Source organism: Brevibacillus sp. AY1 (assembly GCF_029870785.1).
GTDB lineage: Bacteria > Bacillota > Bacilli > Brevibacillales > Brevibacillaceae > Brevibacillus > Brevibacillus invocatus.
Map to the genome: position 1 here is coordinate 44299 of NZ_JAFLPN010000021.1, position 20723 is coordinate 65021.

Here is a 20723-nt window from a genome sequence, read left to right on the forward strand (position 1 = left end):
ACTATGGTAGTAGGAGAATTTACAACAGAAGTAGACGTCCTCGTCATCGGCGCTGGTCCCGGCGGATATGTAGCAGCCATCCGTGCGGCTCAACTCGGGAAAACAGTTGCTGTGGTGGAAAAAGCAGAACTAGGCGGTGTGTGCCTAAACGTGGGTTGCATCCCTTCCAAGGCGATGATCCATGCAGCTCACACCTATGAGCATACGCAGCATACCGCATCTATGGGGATTACCATGGATAACGTACGAGTGGATTTTGCCAAAGTACAAGAATGGAAGGGCGGCATTGTCAAACAATTGACAGGTGGAGTCGCTTCTCTGTTTAAAGGACACAAAATCCAGGTTATCCCTGGAGAAGCCTTGTTCGTAACTGAAAATGAAGTTCGTGTATTCCACGGCTACGATGTAAACCGTTATCGCTTTGAGCATTGCATCATCGCGACAGGCTCTCGTCCAATCGAGCTGCCGGCATTCCCGTTTGGCAAACGTGTGCTGTCTTCTACAGAAGCACTCTCCCTCACGGAGCTGCCTAAAAGCCTCGTGATCATCGGTGGTGGATATATCGGGATTGAGCTGGGTACCGTGTTTGCGAAATTCGGTACGAAAGTGACAATCCTCGAAGGTTCTGATCAGATTCTGCCGGGCTTTGAGCCGGATATGCCGCGATTGGTGGAGCGCAAGCTGAAAAAGCTGGGCGTGGAAATCAAAACCAAGGCTTTGGCTCAAGGTATGGAAGAGACCGAAAATGGCGTCATTGTTTCCGCTGAAGTGAAGGGCGAACAACAGAAAATCGAAGCTGAATACATCCTGGTTACCGTAGGACGTCGTCCAAATACAGATGAGCTTGGTCTACGTGAAGTGGGAATGAACCTGACAGACAGAGGTCTGGTCGTTGTCGATAAGCAAGGCCGTACGAACATCCCGAATGTCTACGCGATCGGTGATATCGTAGCTGGACCAGCTTTGGCTCACAAAGCTTCATATGAGGCGAAAGTGGCGGCTGAAGCAATCGCGGGCAAACCTTCCGAAGTAGATTACAAGGCAATTCCTGCTGTTGTTTTCTGCGATCCGGAAATTGCAAGCGTTGGAATCAACGAAAGAGAAGCAAAAGAACAGGGTATCGATTATATTGTCGGTCGTTTTCCTTTCGCAGCAAACGGACGTGCGCTGTCCGTTAATGCAGGCGAAGGCTATGTAAAACTGATTGCCGATAAGGAATCTAAGCTCGTTCTTGGTGCGCAAATCGTGGGACCAGAAGCGTCCAATATTATCGCTGAAGTAGGATTGGCTATTGAAATGGGTGCGACCTTAGAGGATATCGAGTTGACCATCCATGCGCATCCAACTTTGGGCGAAGTTACGATGGAAGCTGCCGAATTGGCATTGGGTCATCCGATTCATGTAATGAAGTAGGCTCTATTCACCACGAGTGCAGACATAACTATAAACGTACAAATCAATAGCCTTGTACCAAAAAATCGGTGCAAGGCTATTTCTTCCACATATTACCCTTTCCAGTATATCGTATATAATGTAAAATAGTGGGAGACTTAGTGCGGGTGGGGGTCGGCAGCATGGAGATTACGAGTAAGATGATTGATGACTTGCGGCATAAGCTCGAAAGCGCTGCAAAAAACGCAGGTTACAATTTTCGTGACCCAGAAATCGTGAGAATTAGCCAACAGCTGGATAAACTCATTGTTGCACACATGCGACAATACGAAAAACGCCCATCGTAGGGCGTTTTTATTGGGTTAACGGCTTGAATAGCTGAGTGGGTAAAGCAGATAGAGGCTCGTTTTTTTCTTTGAGTGGGAAGTGGAACAGGTAAAATAACTGGGCTGCAAGATCAGGCTTTGTACTTGTTCATCAGGGTCAGAAGTGTGTAAGGCAAGCATGTTCCTTTCCTCTTGAAATGAGAATGATGGGAAAAGTTTGTATAGATAGGATTGTAGAGTCGGAAAGTCTGCACAAGCTTGCTGAATTCTTTCCGCTTCAGTAACAAAAAGCGGGGCTATTTTTTCCCAGGTCGCTTCAAAAAGCAACTGCCAGTACGAAGACATAAACAGGTTGAAGCGGCCTTTGACAAAGTCAGGGTCATTTTGTATGTCGTCAGCGACTGGAGGACGTTCATGATAGTGGTTCCAACTGGCAATAAGCGGCTTCAAGCTTTGAGCAAAGGCATCTGTTGTGAGTGTGACAAAATATTGGTACAGCTCAGAAACGCTCATTACTCCTTTGGTTTGATCCGCTTCGAATAGATCTGGGATGCCGTATCGAAACAGGGGACAAAGATAATCCCAATCATTGAACAGACCTTCCATACGAAACCTCTCGATGACCTCGTTCGTCCATACTTGATATGGCTCTGGTGGTTCGATCTGTGCCAACGCGTGTAGACTCGCCGCTAATTCATACAGCGGAGAGACATGATAGCTGACATGATTGGATAGTGGGCTATTGCCCGACAGAGGAATGAGAATCATCTTTAGCTTTAACCTCCAATCAAAATGGTAAATTAATCATAGTTCAACCAGATGGGACAATTCAATCTTTTTTGTTGTAAATAAAAGGAAAAACACCCGGCTGTCAGGGCCGGGTGTCGTAGTTTGAACTCTTTAGTAGATAGTCCTTATCCTTCTCTTGTTTTAATCTGTCGGGAATGATTTTGCTGTTTCACTTTTTTTGAGCCTGGAAGCGGTTCTCCAGTCTGCTCTAGTGGTTGTGCCTCGTTGTTGTACACTTGATGTGGGTTTTCCTCAAAATTAGGATCGTTTCTCATCGAATTCAACTCCTTCTCGCATAGTTTGATGCAAGTGAAGGATGACGAAACATAGGAAATGCTGGTATTCTATAAGGAAGCTTGTACGCACCATCGATATATAACATAATAATTATTATGTTAACTGATAAAGGAGTAATGGACAGCACTGGGATCAGAAAGGAGCGATTACATGCCACTGTTGATAGCACCCGTTTTCAATTCGACTGCGACAAAACCGTTCCGCATTGAGCTGCCTAATTCCTACTACCTCGTAGCTGGTGCCGAGAAGCCATACGAGCTGGCATCCAAGTATCTACGCAATGAGATGGACGAAAACAAACGTCTATTCGATAAACGAGTTGAACCGACTAGCATGTTCCTTGTAGCAGATTATCCTGACATGAGGATTACAGAGGATCAGGATTGGATTGAAGAAATCGAAAGCAAGCTGAACATCTCGGTACTTAATGGAATTTGCTCCATCCCGTATGTCATTACCATCGAGAAAAACATGTACGGGATTACGTATCTCAAACGTTCGCTAGACGGTCCCAAATATATATTTGATCAGGATGCCGAGACTATATTCATGTCGTTGCTTGATCAAAAGTTACCCTCGCTTGCCTTTCGCCGTTATACGCTTTCTCTGGAAAAAAAGAGCCCCGAAGATCAACTGCTCGATTTGTGGATTGCGCTTGAATCCTTGTTTGTACCTGATGGAAAAAAGGGCGAAATCACCTACAAATTACGGCTTCGGATGGCGTATTATTTTGGAGCAACGTTTGAGGAACGGCAAAATATTGCGGAGTTCATCAAAAAATCGTATAATCATCGATCAGAGATCGTTCATAGTGGAAAAGTTTTCGGCAAAAAGATTGTCAATGAAGTCAATTTGCTGAGGATGATGGCTCGGGCTGCCATTTTGAATACAGCGATGGAAGGCATTACGATTCAGGATTTACGCAATCGCTTGGATGAATTGATCATGTCAGGCGAGAATTATGTACAGCGCTATGCACCGCAACGCTTTGAAAGAATTACTTTAAACGTCTAAGAGAGGTTACGAACCAGGAGGAACCTATGAGTGTATTGATTGTGGAAAATTTGTCCCACGGCTTTGGGGATCGTATTTTGTTTCGCGAAGTATCATTTCGTCTGCAGCCCGGAGATCGTGTAGGTCTCGTCGGTGCGAACGGTACAGGAAAATCAACGATGATGGGTATTCTGACCGGTCAAAACATGCCTGATCATGGCCGGATTGAATGGATGCCCAAGGTCCAATACGGATACTTGGATCAACACACCAAGCTTCAAGCAGGAAAAACGATCCGTGATGTACTGAAGGATGCATTCTTGCCACTGCTGGAGCAGGAAGCAGAGCTGATGGTGATAGGGGAGAAGATGGCAGAAGCATCTCCTGAAGAGCTGGAAGAACTGCTGGAGCGCATGGGTGAAATCCAGGATCGTCTGGAAACCAGCGGCTTTTATCTGATCGATGCCAAAGTCGATGAGATTGCCAATGCTTTAGGGCTTAGCGCCATCGGTCTGGAACGAGATGTCGCTTCTTTATCGGGTGGACAAAGAACCAAAGTTCTGCTGGCCAAACTGCTACTGGAACGTCCTACGGTTCTGCTGCTTGATGAGCCGACAAACTACCTGGATGAAGAGCATATCGTATGGCTCAAAAACTATCTGAAAGAGTATCCGTATGCGTTTATGCTGATTTCTCATGATACCTCCTTCATGAACGAGGTAGTTAACGTCATTTACCATCTGGAATTCACCAAGCTGAATCGGTATACCGGAAACTACGAGTCTTTCCTGGCGCAGTCAGAAACGAAGCGTACCCAGCATTTTGACGCATTCGAGAAGCAACAGGAAGAGATTGCTAAAATGGAAGACTTCATCGCGAGAAACAAGGCTAGGGCGTCTACCACCGGACGCGCGAAAAGCCGCCAGAAGCAATTGGATCGTATGGATCGCATCGACAAACCTGAGACAGCAGCCAAGCCGACCTTTATCTTTAAGGAATCCCGCGCCAGCAGCCGCTTTGTGGTTGAAGCAGAGGATCTGGAAATCGGCTACAGCCACACGCTTTTACCGAAGCTGACTGTCAAGCTGGAGCGAGGCGAAAAAGTAGCGATCGTCGGTATGAACGGTGTGGGTAAATCTACTTTGCTGAAAACGCTGCTGGGTATCATTCCACCACTAGGAGGCAAGTTGGATCGAGGAGATTTCCTGCATCCAGCCTACTTCGAACAAGAAGTGAAGGCGAAGCCCCTTACCGCCTTGGAAGAAGTCTGGAATGAATTCCCTGCGATGAACAACCACGAGGTTCGCGGAGCGCTTGCTCGCTGCGGACTGAAAAATGAACACATTAACCGGAACATGAACGCTCTCTCCGGTGGCGAGCAGGCAAAGGTCCGCCTCTGCAAACTGCTTCAACGGGAAAGCAACTGGCTGGTCTTTGACGAGCCAACGAACCATTTGGACGTTGTAGCCAAGGAAGAGCTGAAGCGTTCCTTGAAGGAGTTTAAGGGAACCGTCCTCCTGGTATGTCACGAACCTGAATTTTACGAGGATTGGGTAACACAGGTTTGGAATGTGGAGGAGTGGAGCCAGGCTCAAGCCAAAGCTCCAATTAAACTCTAGGATGTAAAGATAACAGGCACTCCCGGCTGAAGGGGAGTGCCTGTTTTTGTTGCGGACTTTAAGGTGAAGGGGCAACCGGAATATGGTAATGTTAAACTGCCAAAATTATCAAAAGGAAAAGGTGAGCCTTATGATCACACATTTTTCAAAATTGACATTACAGACAGTATCTATTCAAGGAGTTCAGCAAGTGTATGCAGACCGTCTCGGCTTCACAGTTTTATCAAAAACGGATCGAGAGATTACTTTCAAGGTAACGCCACATGTTTCTTTATCCTTCGTAGAGGCAAGTGAACCAATCTCTCCGGCTCATTTTGCTTTTCAAGTGCCATATTCAAGGTTTTATGAATCCGCCAAAAGGATTCATGAGTCTGGTCTGCTCATTGCTAAATGGGCAGATGGTCATGAAATTGATGAGGAGGATGGCAGATTGAATCTGTATTTTCGTGATGGGGATGGAAATCTTCTTGAAATCATCGCCCATGACTATGTGTCCAGTGGAGAGTGTTCCATCCTTTAGAGAGTGGTTAAAAACCAATTTAGGCATGAAAACCTTATCCGATAGAGAAATATTTAATTTCGTGATCAGTGGAACCGCATATATTGTTGCGAATTGGAGAGAAAGACCTTGGATTCCCATTGCAATGAAAGCTCTTCCACCCAAAATGCAGGTCACATTTGGAACACCTGATCTTTCATTTTTGCAGGGAATACAGAAAAAACTTGAAAATGGCAATATTCCCTTTGAATCTAGCGAAAGTGAACTATCCTTTTATTTAGAAGGGTATTTATTTTCTGTACAGTACACTCCGAATTTTTCCTCCGATATTCCGAGAAAATTGAAAATACCACTTTCTGTTGAAGAAAAATAAACACGCGGCAGAAAGCGAGCTGCTGCGTGTTAGGGTCATATTATTCCACACCCTCCGCCATAACGGCCCATGCATTCGGCAAATAACGGCCCCTGTGGTAGGGAGAGGAAGTGCTGGTGATAGCTTCACCCTTATAAAGCATCATCGAGCTGGACCCGCCATCCATCGCCATTGCCGTAACAACACCACGCTCCGCCAATAACTCGGCCATGTCATTCATACTGGCTCCGATGGAGTGACTGGGCTGACGTCCATCTATGACGGCGAAAACGATGGTGCCGTCTTCTTTTTGCCCGATCGCGGTGCGCGGTTGAATGCCCCAGCTCTTGGCGGGCTTGTCTGCGAACAGGTTTTTACCATTGACGATCAGCTGCGGGCGGAAGCTCATGGCATCACGAACCCCCATTTTCACCAGTTGCTCGGCGCTGTAGCTGCCTGTCACCAATTTCCCATCGTACGTGATCCCCAGTGCGGTTTCGCCTGTTTTGGAATTGTAGCTTTGCAGGATCTTGCCGTCTTTAATAACCACTCCGTACGCTTTCGCTCCCTTGCCATAGCCGTCCGGATCGTGGAAGCCACTTGCGTTTACGATTCCGATGGCGTTGGTTTTCTTTACGAATTCGTCCAAGAGGTCTCCGCGATCTTTCCGATTGGTAATCAACAGTTCTACTCGTTTGGGGTCATGAATGTACATGATTTTTCCCCTGAAGAAATAATTGCTCTTGGTCACATAGATGTCTTCTATTTCAATGAGTTCCTTGGGTTTCTCAGGTTCCGGGTCCACTACCTGAGGGAGAGTGGGAAGAGCCATTGCTGGCTGATCGGGCTCCGACTCTGAATTGATCACTTCTGGATTCTTGATTTGCTGCCGCAGGGCATTCAGCTTTTCTTCTGATAAAAAGGTATAGGGTGCCCAATAGTCATGCTGTGTGGTCAAAAGTGTACCTGCGGCCCATTCGCGCAGTTCTTCACCCACTTTGGTTCCGAAAAGAAAGATCATCCCAATAAGGGCGAAAGAAGTGAAAGTAAGCGTGCTTACAAGTAAAAAACGTTTAACCCAGCGAACGGGTCGTCGCCGAGAGCCTTTCTTTCGCTTATGTGTCCTGGCCCGTGATAACGTCTGCATCGAGTTCACTCATTTCCTAACTGTGTCTATAGGTAAGGACGTAAAAATGGGTAAAAAGTTTCAGGGAATGAACGTAAAGGAATGCAGGGCAAGCTAACTCCAGGAGGTGAGGCGTGTGCGTGGATATGACGACCAGTTTCAAAAAGAAGTAGAGGAGTACATGGAGAGTGAAAAGGGGACGCGGAATCAGACGACAAGCCGGGATCGACACGACCAGATGGAAAAACAAGAGACCCGTATGGATTCCAATAACGGTTAATGAATGGCTGGCGAGGTCCGCATTTGGATTTCGCCTCTTCGTTGTGACCACTGTTCCGTCCGGGCAAAGTGTGGTAAGCTTACCCAATGCAAGATTTTCAAGCCAGGAGGGTTCTTGTGAGTACCACGTTTGCTGATTTACACATTGGAGCATCATTACTGCAAATTTTACATGAGCGCAAAATGGAAACGCCTACCCCAGTTCAAGCGGAAGCGATTCCTGTCATATTGGAAGGAAAAGACGCCTTTATCGAATCACCTACGGGGACAGGCAAGACATTTGCTTATTTGCTGCCAATCCTGTCCAGGATGGATCTCGATAAAAAGGATGTACAGGCGATCGTTTTGGCACCCACGCATGAACTAGTCATGCAAATCGCCCGAGAAGCAGAAGGACTGCTCCCGTCTCAGGATTCAGCCGTTCTCCCTTTGATTGGGGGAGTAGAAGTCAAACGTCAGATAGAGCGCCTAAAGAAGAAACCCATTCTGATCGTTGCTACACCAGGAAGATTGCTGGAGTTGATTGATCAGCGCAAACTAAAGGTCCACGAAGTAAAAGTCGTCGTAGTCGATGAAGCAGATCGCATGATGGACGCTGGCTTTGGCAAGCCTGTTGCAGACGTAATGAAGCGAACACTGCGAGATACACAGCGCCTATTCTTTTCGGCTACAATCCCGACGGAAGTGATTCAGGCAGCCTCGAACCTATCTCGTGATGCGGTAGTCATTCGCGCTGCTGCACCAGAAGGAGCCGCAGGAGTTGCTCATATGTATCTGGTGACAGATCCGCGCAGAAAAGTGGATACACTGCGAAGGTTGCTTCGACTGGTAAATGTACGGTCGTCAATCGTGTTCGTCAATCAGATTGAAAAGGTTGACGAGATCGTATCCAAACTCAACTATCACCATCTGCCATGCCGTCTCCTTCACCGGGAGGCTTCAAAAGAAGAGCGTGCACGTACCATTCAGCAATTTCGCGACGGAGTTTTTCCTGTATTGATCACGACAGATGTCTCCGCCAGAGGGATTGATATCCCCGGTGTAGAGTGTGTTGTCCACTACGATCCTGCACCTGATGCTGATACCTATGTGCATAGAAGCGGACGTACCGGACGGATGGGAAGAGCAGGACTTGTCTTTTCTGTTTTGACCAACCAGGAACTGTTTATCGTTCGCAAGTTCGCCAAACAGACCGGGATCTCCATCACGGAGAAGCAAATGGCGTATGGCGCTTTGGAAGCTCCAAAAGCCGAGCGAAAGCCAGAGCAACGAGGAAAAGCCGGCAGTGAGCAAATCAAGCCGACCAGACAAGGAAGTCCCGGTAAACCGGAAGGAACAAAGACTGGTCAGCGTAGACCAGAAGCTCTGAAGAATCGGAAGCCAGGTAAGACACGTACATAAGAAGGGCGACTTTGGAACAAAGTAGGACATGAGTACCTCATTCTTGTCATGATGGAGGTTTTCATGCGCAAAGATCGCTTGTATGAAGAAGATTTGCTGGTAAATGGCCCGGTTGGCGGAGAAGTGCTGTCCAAGCAAGAACGGCAAGTGTTGAAGCGTGAAGCTGGAGAGCTGAAGGAAAAGATGGAGAAGGCGAAACAAGAGCCAATCTCTGAGTAAAGGCAGAAGAGCAGTGCGGAAGTGGTGCGTTGTCACTACAGAAGTTCTGCTCTTTTTGCGCAGGAAAAGGTTGCTATTGTCAAGCAGTCAATTTGCACGAAAAGCCTGACCGTTTAACCTCATTTTGTTATAATCATTTCGTTGCGATGAAGTGAGGAGCGAAATGACAATGAAATTTAACATAGATTGGTTATCCTTTTATTTGATCGAGCAGCCAGAGAACGAGGATTCTCCCAAGCAGGTGCGCATGACTCGGTACCTGAGCCATGATGATTACGAGAAAAGCGAGCTTCACGACTTTTTAGACGGAGAATTCGCGCGTATTGCAAAAAGGAAGGTAGAACTGAATCCGAAGAGTGAAGGTTCGCCTACGAAGCTTGGACAGTTTGTGCTCGAGCCTGGACATCCGCTCGAGTCCAATCCCAACTACGCCCTTTTGTCCAGAATGCTGAGTGCAGAAACAACAGGAGAGAGCAAGGAGCCTTGTCAGGAGCTGGTTCAATCCTATCTGCGCACCTCGCAAGTTAGAGGCGGCGTTCTAATCATCGTAAGAACCCGATTGGACCTGTTGGATGAGCGCTATCTGTTTATCCTCAAGTGTGATTTTGAACAGAAAACAGCGGTGATCACGGATGAAAAAAGTCTGATCGCCAATGTTCAGATGGCCATCAATGCGAAGAACATGAAGTCACTGATGTACCCTTACATGATCGAATCTGGGATGAATGATCCATACCATGTGAAGATTCATCAGTTTTCGCACGCCAAATATTTTGAGGAATTTCTGCGGTTTATTGAATACCCGCAGACGATCACGCAAATGGTCTCCGAAGAGGTGATCTCGCTGGCGAGGCAGCATATTGAATATTCTTATCCAGAGCAAACAGAGGAAAGACAGCGGGAAGAAGAAGCGATTGAAATCATGGCGGCCAGTCCCAAGCGAGAGCTAGCGGAGAAGTGGGAGCACGAGACCGTCATGGAAGCGATGCAAATCATTACGGATCGTCAGCCTGAGGTTGAGCTGAAATTCAAGCTGGACCATATGCAGGTACGAACGCTGCTGGCTGATTACGGTAGCAGCCTTCACATCGCAAAGGTAAATGGACGTTATTTGGTATTGCTCGAGGGGGAAATGCTCCAGTTCGAGCGTGGAGTATCTCCCGTGGAATTCGTCAAGCCAAAGGCATTGTCTGAGATTGTGCAGGAGATCGAAGCGCGTGGTCCTGTTAGCAGACAGCCGGAGCCCCCTACGAAGCGGAGCGACGATGAGGAGCGCCCCCCCTGGGAGTAAGATCGAAAAGGGAGTTGAAAGCATAGATGGCTGAAAGGAAGAATGAGAAGCAGCAGCGTATCAACACCTCGCTCATCGGACAGAACGAACGTATCTATCCGGTCTTGCGTCACGCAGGTTTGGTACAAAAGGAGAGGGAGCGCTGGGTATACCAACCCCATACGGCAGACACGGTCATGCTCTATGCGCTGGATCAGGGCGATGGATATTCGTTGATCGAGCAGCGGATGCTTCAGGAGGCTGGATGGTCAGAAGAAGAGCTGCATCGGCTGGCGATGGACAATTTACAGCAGCTTCCATTTACGGTAAAGACACAGGAGGTTGGCGGAAATCGCATTCATTTTATCAGTCCGGCTGACGGATATGCAGCAAGTCGAATTTTGCTCGAACCGCTCTTGCGCGATTTTGACCGGCAGAAAACAGGTGATACGCTCGGAGTTGCTATCCCTCATCAAGATGTGTTGATTGTAGCCGATCTGGTTGGAGATACCGGCGCACACTTGCTTGCGAGATTGACGTATGATTTCGCGTCGAAAGGACAGGTGCCGATTTCAGTATTGCCATTCTTTTGGGAGGATGGGGAATTGACTCCATTCCTCGTGGTGTCGCATGGAAATGAGACGCATATCAAGCGCAGTCCTGAAAACGAAAAAAGATAAGCAGTCAGAGCAGATATAGGCTCAAGTACCTGGTGTAAGCGTTCCTCTTATACCAGGTTTTTCTTTTGCTATGGGTTCAAGATAGGTGTTTGAGATTCGACAGATGATTGTGGTAGGATGAAAATATACAATATCTGGGAGTTGAGCCTATGGATCACGATCGTACACTGCTTTCCTTTCAAGGAATGGCGGACTGGATAGAGGGATTGCGAGATGTAGACGATGAGATTTGGATAAAGCCGACAGCGACTGAGAAGTGGTCGATTGCCGAAATTTTATCCCACCTGATGTTTTGGGATCGCTATTTGATTTCAGATGTTCTTCCATCCGTTGTGAAAGGGCAGGAGGTTTCGTTTCCGGCCTTTGATTCCTATAATCAAAGGGCTGCGGATTATGTGCGGTCCGGCTTATCCAAGACCGAGTTGATCGAGGAAGCGATCCTGGTCAGGGATCGACTGGTATTGGAACTGCTTGAAATGCCAGCTGACTTCCGAAACAAGCATGTGCTGGTAAATGGGGATGCTCATTGCCCTCGTACTGCGGTGCCCTATACGCTCTCATACCTCGTTCACGAGTTCTACGAGCATGACCAGCATCATAAAGCACAGATCGAACATTTCCTAAATGAGCTGATCCAGCCTAAATAGAGAGGATCTTTTCCTATGAATACATTTTCATCCGCTTCGAGCACGAGGACAGTCCTTGCGAGATGCACTCTTCATGGATCAGGATGATGCCACACGTCAGCGTTTGAGGAGATCCAAGCAGAATTGGAATCCGTAAAGGAGCTCAAGCCGGCCTATGTCTTGTTCCATTATCCAAAACCGGTCATTCTCGATAATAGGGTGAATTGGGAGAAGTGGAGGTTTGCAGATCGGCGAGAATACGTCTATGAAAGCGAGTACTCCTTGGCAGAGTTCGCAGAAAAGAGTGCCTGTCTGTTTGCATGGCTAGACAAAAAAAGTGAAGAATATCTCTTCACTCCTGTTTTAGAACTGGATGCATGCAACCGTTATGTGTATGATACGCAGATCGTTGAGGACTTACTGCTCAAGCACCCCCGCGTAAAGCTATGCCTGGATACGGGTAGATTGTTCCTTCAGGAATGGATAGATCCGTATTTTGACGCCAAGAAAGTTTTGAAGAAATACGCGAGGTACGCAGAGACGATTCATCTGTGGACCACAAAAATTACAGGGGATGAAGTCGCATACAACCATTTTCCCGCCCTTCCAGACTGTCAGCCAGGAGCTGGATGGGCTCCGATTGAAGAGTATTTGAAAATCATCCGGACGGAAAATCCGACTGTTAAAATCGTTTTCGAGCATCGCTCTGAGCAAATTAGCGCGGAGCAGCTCGAACGCTGCTACAGATGGGTGGATCAGCTTCTTCACGGAAAAATGGTTGAGGCTTGATCGTGATACGGCTTTCGACATTCAGTTTTAATCAAAGAGGGACACAGCTTTCACACCGTATTCCATCCAACGTAGCGTCTGATTATAGGTATCGGTATCGATGGAGGGGAGATCAACCGGCTCATCAACCACTTTGAGCCAGTCATTATCACGAAACCAGTCTATCCCATCTGCAGCAGAGTGAGCAGTATCAGGCCACGCTTTCGTTAACGATGGGCTATACAATTTTGAAGCTCCCTCTCTTCGTTCATCTCCGTTTAGTCGGAGGCGATAAACATGCTCATAGTTCACAGAGGATGGTTTTACCGGAGTAAAAAGATGTGGCCAATAATCGGCTCGAGACCCCGTGTGGGGGATCCGGAATGCAAATTGACGGATGCTGTTTAGGCGGACCGCATTTTTGTAGAGAAGCTCGTACAAGGCCTTCCCGATCGTGATACGTGCGGAGAGCGAAGGGAAGTCATGGACTGTCATTCCGACTAGCTGGAGACGTTTGTCTGTAGGGTGTTCTTTGTACGGAAACAAGATCTGGGTTAATGAGAACCATGACTGCGCGAAATAGGTGAGCGTTGAAAAGATGCGATGGACAGTGATTGGCTTTTGCACCACACGCTGCTCAATGTACTGTTGTTCGTTCACAATCAAGGCTTTGGTCAGCTTTGCGCTGTCCTGTGTAGTTAAAAACGCTTGCCAGAACACACGCATGAATGTAGAGACTCCGAGAGGTGCTAGAAGGGACGTCAGGTCTCTTTTCGTCCGCTTCATTTCCGCATAGAGCAGCAGCTGAGCATAGGCATCGTGAAATATGAGCCAATTGCACCGTTCCAAAAACCAGAAGTATGACTGTATTGATGACTCGTCCATCAAAAAAGGCAGCCATTCTCCACGCAGATCCGTCATATTCCAGCCGCCGTTGCGTGATACCAAATGGGCGAGCAGCGCCCAATGGATCTCCTCATGTTCTTGGTAGAAATGGAGATAAGCCTGAGTTCGCGTCACATTGTTGCGATTGAGCTTGGCTGTCTGCTCCCGAATCTTGGCCACGAGAGCTTGTCCATCTAATGTGATCACATGCATAACCTGAATATGCTCCTTACTGTATGTGAGTGAGGGGGGTGTCAAAGCACGGGGCAAGAGACTTTCATTTGGCGGTGAAAAAAAGCAGGTCTTGGTGGCGACCCGCCTTTCTATTAGCCAATCATTTCTAATACAAGTAATCGAACAAGTAGTTTTTCTTTGGCTTCTTCCCATGTGTTACCAAAGATGACGACTTGCTCGGACAAGTATTCAGTTTCTGCAATGTAAATACCATCCTGTTCGTAGATGTTCATAAAAGATCGTCCTTTCTGCTGCCTTTCAAGCATTTTATGCTAAGATGTGTAAGATGATGCATACTGATGCTTGAAAATGTGTTTTTAGAAAGGTGAGAAAAGATGAACATCATGCTGACAGAAGAAGCCCGGCAGCGTCTAGAGGAGCTTGTTCATGAGACCCAAACCATTCGAATTAACGGAGAGCTGGTCGGTGGCTGCGGGATGAACGTAGAGTACTTTATTTGGTGGGATGAGGCCTTACCAGATGATCTGGTCAAGAGAATCGGCAACTGGACGTTCGTGGTGGACAAAGAAACGATTGGTTATATCAGTGACGATCAGTTGAAAGTGGATTATCGCCCCCAACAAGGGTTTCGACTAGTCACTCCTCAGCAAATCCTCGCTTATGGTTTGCAGGTCAAACAACGGTGGACAAACGCCTAACGGACTTATTTAGGCACAAACTGCAGGATAAAGGCCAGGATCCCTGCTGCGATCAGTGGACCTACCGGAACTCCCCGGAAAAACGTCACTCCAATGATGGTTCCAATCAATAGACCCGTGACGACCAGCGGATTATCTGTCATCAAGGAGGTCCCCTTGCCTGCCAGATAGGCGACGAAAATGCCGATTGCTACAGCCAATAACGATTGCCAGTTTGTAAAGATGAGCAAAAAATTCTCAGCCTTAACTTTGCCGCTGGCAAGTGGAGCAAGTACACCGATGGTTAAAATAATGATGCCGATCTGTAAACCGTACTGCTCAAGGATCGGAAATACCTTATCTAATTGCATCAGCCTGCACAATAGCAGGATGGCGACAGCGATGGAGACGGTTGGATTGTTTCCGATGACACCGAGTGCAAGAAGAATGAGCAGGAGTATATTGATAAAATCCATAGCTAGGGTGCTCGCTTTCTGTTTTTTTCTAGTATATCCATCTCCTATTTTCGTGTGATGATAATGAAATACCATCAGATATGAAAAAACCGGCCCGAAAAAGGACCGGTTTCTTTACTTTTACTAAACTTTAAAACCAGGGTTCCAACATCCCCACGGGAAAACCGGTTGGCTCGTCTGAATCGGGAAAGCGACCCCAAGCAAACACGCCGTTGAAGTACTCAATTGTAAAAGGCTGATCATAATCAGCAACACTGTATTTTCCACCGATACGGAACTCATTGGTACCGAGATAGTACGATTTCGCCATGAAGTACTTTTGTTGAATAATGGCAAACTGAGAATCGTCACCAGACTTTTTTTTCTCTTCCGCCTGTTGGTGAAGCAACTCCATTTCTTCCTGCAGTTCTGCCAAGGTCATTTGACTGTATAACCGCACCGTATTGACCTCCTTTCCACACAGGTATATTGTAGCAAAAGACAAGGGAAAAGGCGATGGATGGAGAATCACCTACATGAAGAGGGGGAACGATGATGACCAGATTTGATTTGACGAACAGAACAGCCATTGTGACAGGAGCTGGCAGAGGGATTGGACGAGCACTTGCGGTTGGAATTGCAGACGCAGGAGCGAAGGTAGCCGTGGTGGCACGCACAGCTACTGATCTGGAGGAGGTAGTGCAGGAGATCGAACAGAAGGGCGGAACAGCATTCCCGATCGCAGCCGACCTGACAGCTTCGGGGACAGCGGACGAAGTGGTTGCCAAAACGATTGAGGCACTGGGAGGTCTGCATATCCTGGTGAACAACGCAGGGATGAACATACGTAAAAAGGCACATGAAGTATCCGAAGAAGAATGGGATCGTGTCGTGGATCTGAACCTGAAGGCCACTTTCCAGCTAAGTCAGGCGGCGGGCAGGGTCATGTGTGAACAAAAGTACGGCAGGATCATCAATATTGCTTCAGTAGGCGGAATCGTAGCACTTCGTACAGGAGTGGCGTATGGCTCCAGCAAAGCGGGTGTGATCCAGATGACACGTATCCTCGCATTGGAATGGAGCAAATTTGGTGTGAATGTGAATGCGATTGCACCTTGGTATTTCCGCACACCTTTGACAGAAGGGGTGCTGAGTGACGAGACGTTTTTGCAGGAGGTGCTGCAGCGTACGCCAAGCGGTCGTATTGGAGATGTGGAGGAGCTGGTCGGACCTGCGATCTTTCTTGCGTCGGATGCTGCTGCCTACATCAGCGGGCAAACATTGGCAGTAGATGGCGGAATGTCTGTTTACGGGTTTTAGTGAAAATAAAAAAAGGGCATTCCTATACAGGAATGCCTGAGTCAATTGGGGGCGATTGAGAAAGAGAGCTGATGAGATCTCCGTTTGGTTTTGCTCTCACCCAAAACCAAATGCAAGATCCAGTTTTCATCACCGTATGCATAATTCATGGAGCGAACCATCTAACCATGCATACGGTGATGAATTCCAGTCGTGAACACGACATCAGTTCACTTCTCAATGCGTTGAAAAAGAGCTTACGAAGAGATCATAACAGAAGAAAGTAAACTGTGGATAAAAAAATAATAAAGTATTGTTAAAATTATTTAGCAAAAATATGGTTGGATATTCTTAGCGTTTGCGTTCTTGACCAGATCCAGGACGATGTTGCCGTGTTTGGATTGAAAAAATAGAGAGAGCCATTCGTTGGATCATGTCCTGCTACAGCATCCCGTACAGCCTTTCGTGTGCTTTCATTTGATTTGGAGCTCAGATTGCCGTCATGGACGGGTGAAAACGCATTGGGAGCATAAATAACCTCCCGAACCGTGTTAGGAAATCCAGGTGACGCTACCCGATTCAATACAACAGCAGCAATTGCCACTTGTCCCTCATACGGTTCTCCCCGGCCTTCCGCATATACCAACCGGGCAAGCAGTTCCATTTCCCGCTCCGAGATTTTGACTTGTCCGTTACGGGCAACCGTGCGTACAGCATCTTCCCGGCTGACCTGAACTTGTTTTCGATCTGGTGCAGGATTGGTAGATTTGGTTTCAGTCTTTTCCAATGTATTCTTTTCAGCAGGAAGCAGTGCTGGTCCTGCGAATGCTATTGGTTGTGGAGCATGCGCACTCGTTGGTGTCACAAATAGACATAAAAGCAACAAACCAAAACTGTTGAAATAGAAGAAAAAGCGCAAATGCGCTTCACGTTCAAACATGTAGGAACCACTCCTTTTCGCTTATTGCTAAACATTGCGGAAGCGAATCGGGTCTTTGCATAGTTTAGAGGTAAAAAGGGAAGAACGCAAGAGGGAATCGGTACCAAGGTACTATTTACTTTTTGGATAATCGTTATTTTTGGGGAAAAAGTAAGCGTTTCCCCCTAGTTCTTTCTGGACCGATTTGCATAGCGGGGAGATGTCAGAAGAAAATAAAGGATTAGACTGACGTGGGTGATTAAAACCAATGTGAAAGGATAAAGGGGGGTGGTATATGTTGGGTTTGGACGAAGAAATAACAATTAGTGAATATGATTCTGAGTGGCCATCATGGTATATCGAAGAAGCATCGTTGTTGGCACACTCTGATCAGAAATCAGATTTCGTTGCTGACCTTCTAAGACGCGCAAAAAATGAATAAAATAACAGCGATAGTCTAAGAATTTATTTTCTTTCTCAAGACTATCGCTTATTTTTTTGGCCAGTCTAAAACTTTTTTCGCGAAAGCTGTATGATTTAATATCGGAAAAGAGGATATCATCAACATGTGAAGTCTATTCCAGCGGAGGAACATGAAAAACACCGCGTTTCGCGCGGTGCTTTTCTGCTTGTACCTTTTATTTTTCGATAATGGTAACGGATTTGATCGTAATCGGTTGCTCGGGAACACTTTGTTCGTTGGTTTGCGGATTTGCTTTTACTGGAACTGCTGCGATCTTTTGAACGATGTCCATCCCGCCTGTCACTTTTCCAAAGATCGTGTAGTTCGGAACATGCTCCAGACCCTCAACCTCTTTACCAGAACCGATGAAGAACTGGCTACCATTCGTATTCGCGCCAGCGTTTGCCATCGCGACTACACCGGGTTCGTACTTATGACCATTGTTCAGCTCGTCTTCAAACGTATACCCAGGTCCACCAATTCCTGTACCGAGTGGGTCACCAGTCTGAATCATGAAATCCTTGATGATACGATGGAAAGTAACATTGTCGTAGAACTTGTCTTTCGCTAAGAAAACGAAATTGTTCACTGTGATGGGAGCTTCCTTCTCAAAAAGATCGATAGTGATATCACCCATGCTGGTAGAAATGGTAGCTTGGTAATCTTTATTCTTGTCAATCTGCATTTCCGGAGCTTTGTCGTACTTCTTCTCACCTGTTGGTCCAGGCGGTTGTGCCGGCTCTTTAGAGACAGGTTCCTTCGCAACAGGAGGCGGCGGCTGTGTGGTTTCGGCTTCATTGCCGCCACTTGAACAACCAGCGACCAAGGCGATTGCCGTGAGACAGGCCAGAATAGTAGGAAACAGTCGTTTCATCTCATGCACCTTCCTTCGCTTTTTAGCTGTGAGTGAGCTACGGTTTCGAATTATAGCACAATCTATAGGTAAAATGCCAATCCTCTATGTATCTATTTTCAATTCATGTTATGATGTAAGGAAAAATGACAAGGGTGAGCGGAATGGGAGAAAAATTTGAAACAAAGGCAGTACACATCAGCCATCAACCGTTGCGACATGCAAGAAGCAAATCGACTCCAATCTATCAAACCTCCGTATTTTCTTTCCAGGGATTGGAAGAGGTGGAGCAATATTATGCAGGTGAAGGGGAGTACTTGTATTCTCGAAACGGAAATCCCAACCCTACGGAGCTGGCCGATGCGATCACAGCTTTGGAGTTCGCAGAAGAAGGGGTCAGTGCAGCTTCAGGTATGGGAGCCATCATGGCAGGCTTGCTGGCTGTGCTGAAAACAGGGGATCACGTGCTAGCATCCCATGAAATTTACGGTGGGACCTATGCATTGATGCACAAGGAGCTGTCCCGAGTAGGCATCGAGCTGGAATGCATCAATCTCAATGAACTGACCACACTTGAAGGATATGTACGTCCAAACACGCGCCTGTTTTTCCTGGAAACTATCACGAATCCTCTTCTGACTGTTGTGGATATGCCGTATTGGATCAAACAGGCCAAGCAGTTTAACCTGACAGTAATGGTAGATAATACATTCGCGACTCCATACCTGGTTCAACCTTTCACGCTCGGTGCGGATCTGGTTGTTCATAGCGCAACAAAATACATTGGAGGACACAGCGATGTGACATCCGGGGTTCTCGTAGGAAAAAAAGAACTGGTTAGTCGTGCGCGAGAAATCGTCGTCAACTACGGCGCATCTCTAAGCCCGTTTGAAGCCTGGCTGACGGCACGTGGACTCAAGACCTTGGCGATTCGGATGGAACGGCAATGTGACAATGCCAGCCAGGTAGCTGACTTTTTGAGAAACCATCCCGCGGTCTCGCAAGTGTATTATCCAAGTGAAGCGCACACCCGTTTTTTTGCCCGTAATAAACAAGGAGCGATGATTTCCTTCTCTCTAGCAGATGAAAGCCAAATCTATTCCTTTTACCGCAAACTGAATTGGATATCCTTTGCGCCGTCTCTTGCGGGGGTAGAGACTTCTGTTTCACACCCCGTCACAACCTCCCACCGTGCCTTTACGGAAGAGCAACGAAAAGCAACGGGGATCACGATGGGGCTGGTTCGACTTTCGGTCGGGATCGAAGCGGTAGTCGATATCGTTGCTGAGCTGGATCAAGCATTGAAATAATAAAGAAGTATAAATTTTTTGTAAAATTTGTCACTTTATGCCCCGTCATTCGTATTACCGAGTTAGAGTATAGGTAGAATATTCACTTATCTCGGATAATACGGAGTGCTTCCAGGTTGGAGGATTTCAAGATGGGTATGGCAGTGCAGACGATTGCTCCCCCATCGGCAACTACCAAAGCGGACGGAAGTTATTATGAATCGCGCACTTTTTGCGAATTGTACAGCGAGTTTTTTGGACGGATCAATTGTTATCTGCGTTCCCGTGTGCGAAATCGCTGGGATGCGGATGACTTGACTACAGTCGTCTTTATGAAAGCGTGGGAAAAGTTCGAGCAATACAGCCGGGCGTATCCATTTGCATCCTGGATTTTTCGAATTGCACATAATACGTATGTTGATTATGTTCGCAAACACAGGGAGGTTCCCGTCGATCAGGCAGAAATGCTGGGCAGTGAAACAGATGACACCTGGCAGCCAGAGCTGCATGCGCTGACGAGTGAGGAGTTCAGTCTGCTTCGAAATCGCCTAGACTTGTTGTCCCGCAGTCAAAAGGACGTGCTGACTCTCCGCTATTTTGCCGGTCTTAAGATCAGTCAGGTTGCCGATGTGCTGGGAAAAACAGAATCGAGTATCAAAATGATTTCACATCGCGGGTTGCGCAGGCTGCGCATCATGTATGAGCGACGTGCTCTTTTGGAATGACGCGATGACCGATAAGGAATGAGTTGGAAGAAAGCGACTCATCGTGTAGAATGAAAAACGTGTTGAGAGAAAGGGAGGTTTTCATTCGTGGGTGATCAAGAAATTCAGATCATTGATTTTGAGGAAATGCTGAGATTCATTGAAAGTCGACTCGCGTCTGCGGGATTGTACGCGAAGCGAGATGCCATTATTGCGATTTTGCAGGCCGAGGAAGCATTCCTTATGGAAAAAGGTGTTTTGCAAGAATACAACGAGTAGGTCATCCGACAATCTGCCCAAGCGGCGGATTGTTTTTTGTTCTACTATCGGAAAGTTTAAGTGCGCTAA

At 47.0% G+C, this 20723-nt stretch carries 26 protein-coding genes and 1 pseudogene; 18 read left to right on the forward strand and 9 right to left on the reverse strand.

The window, feature by feature from the left end:
• Positions 1 to 3 precede the first annotated feature (3 nt).
• Both lpdA and JZI27_RS16440 read left to right on the forward strand, forming a co-directional pair.
• Positions 4 to 1413, forward strand: a complete 1410-nt coding sequence (lpdA, locus tag JZI27_RS16435) for a dihydrolipoyl dehydrogenase (RefSeq protein WP_122909358.1) — start codon at positions 4 to 6, stop codon at positions 1411 to 1413.
• A gap of 161 nt (positions 1414 to 1574) precedes the next feature.
• The gene (locus JZI27_RS16440) at positions 1575 to 1739 is read left to right on the forward strand and encodes an aspartyl-phosphate phosphatase Spo0E family protein (protein WP_251244910.1); all 165 of its coding nucleotides are present in this window, start codon (positions 1575 to 1577) and stop codon (positions 1737 to 1739) included.
• A 15-nt stretch (positions 1740 to 1754) separates the two neighbouring features.
• On the opposite strand, the gene JZI27_RS16445 is transcribed toward JZI27_RS16440, so the two are convergent.
• The gene (locus tag JZI27_RS16445) at positions 1755 to 2486 is read right to left on the reverse strand and encodes a hypothetical protein (RefSeq protein ID WP_122909356.1); all 732 of its coding nucleotides are present in this window, start codon (positions 2484 to 2486) and stop codon (positions 1755 to 1757) included.
• Between the two features lie 146 nt (positions 2487 to 2632).
• Positions 2633 to 2782 carry a small acid-soluble spore protein P gene (locus tag JZI27_RS16450; protein ID WP_122909355.1) on the reverse strand — a complete coding sequence of 50 codons (150 nt, stop codon included), beginning with the start codon at positions 2780 to 2782 and terminating at the stop codon, positions 2633 to 2635.
• A 172-nt stretch (positions 2783 to 2954) separates the two neighbouring features.
• Between JZI27_RS16450 and JZI27_RS16455 the strand changes: the two genes are divergently transcribed.
• The 3 genes and pseudogenes from JZI27_RS16455 to JZI27_RS16465 all read left to right on the forward strand — a co-directional run bounded on the left by JZI27_RS16455 (position 2955) and on the right by JZI27_RS16465 (position 6288).
• Positions 2955 to 3818: a HEPN domain-containing protein gene (locus JZI27_RS16455; protein ID WP_280208311.1), complete on the forward strand. Its 864-nt coding sequence runs from the start codon at positions 2955 to 2957 to the stop codon at positions 3816 to 3818.
• 26 nt (positions 3819 to 3844) lie between these two features.
• Complete coding sequence (locus JZI27_RS16460) at positions 3845 to 5416, forward strand: ABC-F family ATP-binding cassette domain-containing protein (RefSeq protein ID WP_122909353.1); 1572 nt, start codon at positions 3845 to 3847, stop codon at positions 5414 to 5416.
• Positions 5417 to 5546: 130 nt separating this feature from the next.
• Positions 5547 to 6288: pseudogene (locus JZI27_RS16465) on the forward strand (VOC family protein).
• A 40-nt stretch (positions 6289 to 6328) separates the two neighbouring features.
• Here the strand turns inward: JZI27_RS16465 and JZI27_RS16470 are convergent.
• A complete protein-coding gene (locus JZI27_RS16470; RefSeq protein WP_280208313.1) occupies positions 6329 to 7414 on the reverse strand; it encodes a phosphodiester glycosidase family protein in 1086 nt (361 codons plus the stop codon).
• Positions 7415 to 7529: 115 nt separating this feature from the next.
• Here JZI27_RS16470 and JZI27_RS16475 point away from each other — a divergent pair, with 115 nt between their 5' ends.
• The 7 genes from JZI27_RS16475 (at position 7530) to JZI27_RS16505 (ending at position 12657) form a co-directional block, all read left to right on the forward strand.
• Complete coding sequence (locus tag JZI27_RS16475; protein WP_183185060.1) at positions 7530 to 7673, forward strand: hypothetical protein; 144 nt, start codon at positions 7530 to 7532, stop codon at positions 7671 to 7673.
• Positions 7674 to 7789: 116 nt separating this feature from the next.
• Positions 7790 to 9073 carry a DEAD/DEAH box helicase gene (locus tag JZI27_RS16480; protein WP_280208315.1) on the forward strand — a complete coding sequence of 428 codons (1284 nt, stop codon included), beginning with the start codon at positions 7790 to 7792 and terminating at the stop codon, positions 9071 to 9073.
• 63 nt (positions 9074 to 9136) lie between these two features.
• A complete protein-coding gene (locus JZI27_RS16485; protein ID WP_183185058.1) occupies positions 9137 to 9292 on the forward strand; it encodes a hypothetical protein in 156 nt (51 codons plus the stop codon).
• Positions 9293 to 9461: 169 nt separating this feature from the next.
• Positions 9462 to 10583 carry a DUF3900 domain-containing protein gene (locus JZI27_RS16490; RefSeq protein ID WP_122909350.1) on the forward strand — a complete coding sequence of 374 codons (1122 nt, stop codon included), beginning with the start codon at positions 9462 to 9464 and terminating at the stop codon, positions 10581 to 10583.
• Between the two features lie 26 nt (positions 10584 to 10609).
• The gene (locus tag JZI27_RS16495) at positions 10610 to 11242 is read left to right on the forward strand and encodes a DUF1444 family protein (protein WP_280208317.1); all 633 of its coding nucleotides are present in this window, start codon (positions 10610 to 10612) and stop codon (positions 11240 to 11242) included.
• A gap of 149 nt (positions 11243 to 11391) precedes the next feature.
• A complete protein-coding gene (locus JZI27_RS16500) occupies positions 11392 to 11889 on the forward strand; it encodes a DinB family protein (protein WP_122909348.1) in 498 nt (165 codons plus the stop codon).
• Positions 11890 to 12012: 123 nt separating this feature from the next.
• Positions 12013 to 12657, forward strand: coding sequence for a hypothetical protein (locus tag JZI27_RS16505; RefSeq protein ID WP_122909347.1), 645 nt, complete (start codon positions 12013 to 12015; stop codon positions 12655 to 12657).
• Between the two features lie 27 nt (positions 12658 to 12684).
• Here JZI27_RS16505 and JZI27_RS16510 read toward each other — a convergent pair whose 3' ends face one another.
• Positions 12685 to 13734, reverse strand: coding sequence for a DUF2515 family protein (locus JZI27_RS16510; RefSeq protein WP_280208319.1), 1050 nt, complete (start codon positions 13732 to 13734; stop codon positions 12685 to 12687).
• 113 nt (positions 13735 to 13847) lie between these two features.
• Complete coding sequence (locus JZI27_RS16515) at positions 13848 to 13988, reverse strand: hypothetical protein (RefSeq protein WP_183185056.1); 141 nt, start codon at positions 13986 to 13988, stop codon at positions 13848 to 13850.
• 102 nt (positions 13989 to 14090) lie between these two features.
• Between JZI27_RS16515 and JZI27_RS16520 the strand changes: the two genes are divergently transcribed.
• Positions 14091 to 14414 carry an iron-sulfur cluster biosynthesis family protein gene (locus JZI27_RS16520; RefSeq protein WP_122909345.1) on the forward strand — a complete coding sequence of 108 codons (324 nt, stop codon included), beginning with the start codon at positions 14091 to 14093 and terminating at the stop codon, positions 14412 to 14414.
• A 5-nt stretch (positions 14415 to 14419) separates the two neighbouring features.
• Here the strand turns inward: JZI27_RS16520 and JZI27_RS16525 are convergent, their stop codons facing one another.
• Together JZI27_RS16525 and JZI27_RS16530 are read right to left on the reverse strand one after the other, a co-directional pair.
• Entirely contained in the window at positions 14420 to 14869 is a 450-nt protein-coding gene (locus JZI27_RS16525; RefSeq protein WP_251245366.1) for a DUF441 domain-containing protein, read from the reverse strand.
• 130 nt (positions 14870 to 14999) lie between these two features.
• Positions 15000 to 15308 (reverse strand): YfhH family protein, encoded by a 309-nt coding sequence (locus JZI27_RS16530; RefSeq protein ID WP_251245367.1) that lies wholly within the window; start codon positions 15306 to 15308, stop codon positions 15000 to 15002.
• Positions 15309 to 15403: 95 nt separating this feature from the next.
• On the opposite strand from JZI27_RS16530, the gene JZI27_RS16535 reads away from it, so the two are divergent.
• Positions 15404 to 16168 carry an SDR family NAD(P)-dependent oxidoreductase gene (locus tag JZI27_RS16535; RefSeq protein ID WP_251245368.1) on the forward strand — a complete coding sequence of 255 codons (765 nt, stop codon included), beginning with the start codon at positions 15404 to 15406 and terminating at the stop codon, positions 16166 to 16168.
• 301 nt (positions 16169 to 16469) lie between these two features.
• Here JZI27_RS16535 and JZI27_RS16540 read toward each other — a convergent pair whose 3' ends face one another.
• Positions 16470 to 17087 carry a cell wall hydrolase gene (locus tag JZI27_RS16540; RefSeq protein WP_122909341.1) on the reverse strand — a complete coding sequence of 206 codons (618 nt, stop codon included), beginning with the start codon at positions 17085 to 17087 and terminating at the stop codon, positions 16470 to 16472.
• Between the two features lie 274 nt (positions 17088 to 17361).
• Between JZI27_RS16540 and JZI27_RS16545 the strand changes: the two genes are divergently transcribed.
• Entirely contained in the window at positions 17362 to 17508 is a 147-nt protein-coding gene (locus tag JZI27_RS16545) for a GrpB family protein (RefSeq protein WP_148038751.1), read from the forward strand.
• 196 nt (positions 17509 to 17704) lie between these two features.
• Here JZI27_RS16545 and JZI27_RS16550 read toward each other — a convergent pair whose 3' ends face one another.
• On the reverse strand, positions 17705 to 18403 hold the full coding sequence (locus tag JZI27_RS16550) for a peptidylprolyl isomerase (RefSeq protein WP_251245306.1): 699 nt from the start codon (positions 18401 to 18403) through the stop codon (positions 17705 to 17707).
• A 143-nt stretch (positions 18404 to 18546) separates the two neighbouring features.
• Here JZI27_RS16550 and JZI27_RS16555 point away from each other — a divergent pair, with 143 nt between their 5' ends.
• The 3 genes from JZI27_RS16555 to JZI27_RS16565 all read left to right on the forward strand — a co-directional run bounded on the left by JZI27_RS16555 (position 18547) and on the right by JZI27_RS16565 (position 20654).
• Entirely contained in the window at positions 18547 to 19692 is a 1146-nt protein-coding gene (locus JZI27_RS16555) for a trans-sulfuration enzyme family protein (RefSeq protein WP_183185054.1), read from the forward strand.
• Between the two features lie 131 nt (positions 19693 to 19823).
• Complete coding sequence (locus JZI27_RS16560) at positions 19824 to 20396, forward strand: RNA polymerase sigma factor (RefSeq protein ID WP_122909338.1); 573 nt, start codon at positions 19824 to 19826, stop codon at positions 20394 to 20396.
• Between the two features lie 87 nt (positions 20397 to 20483).
• Positions 20484 to 20654: a hypothetical protein gene (locus JZI27_RS16565; protein ID WP_183185052.1), complete on the forward strand. Its 171-nt coding sequence runs from the start codon at positions 20484 to 20486 to the stop codon at positions 20652 to 20654.
• Positions 20655 to 20723 lie beyond the last annotated feature (69 nt).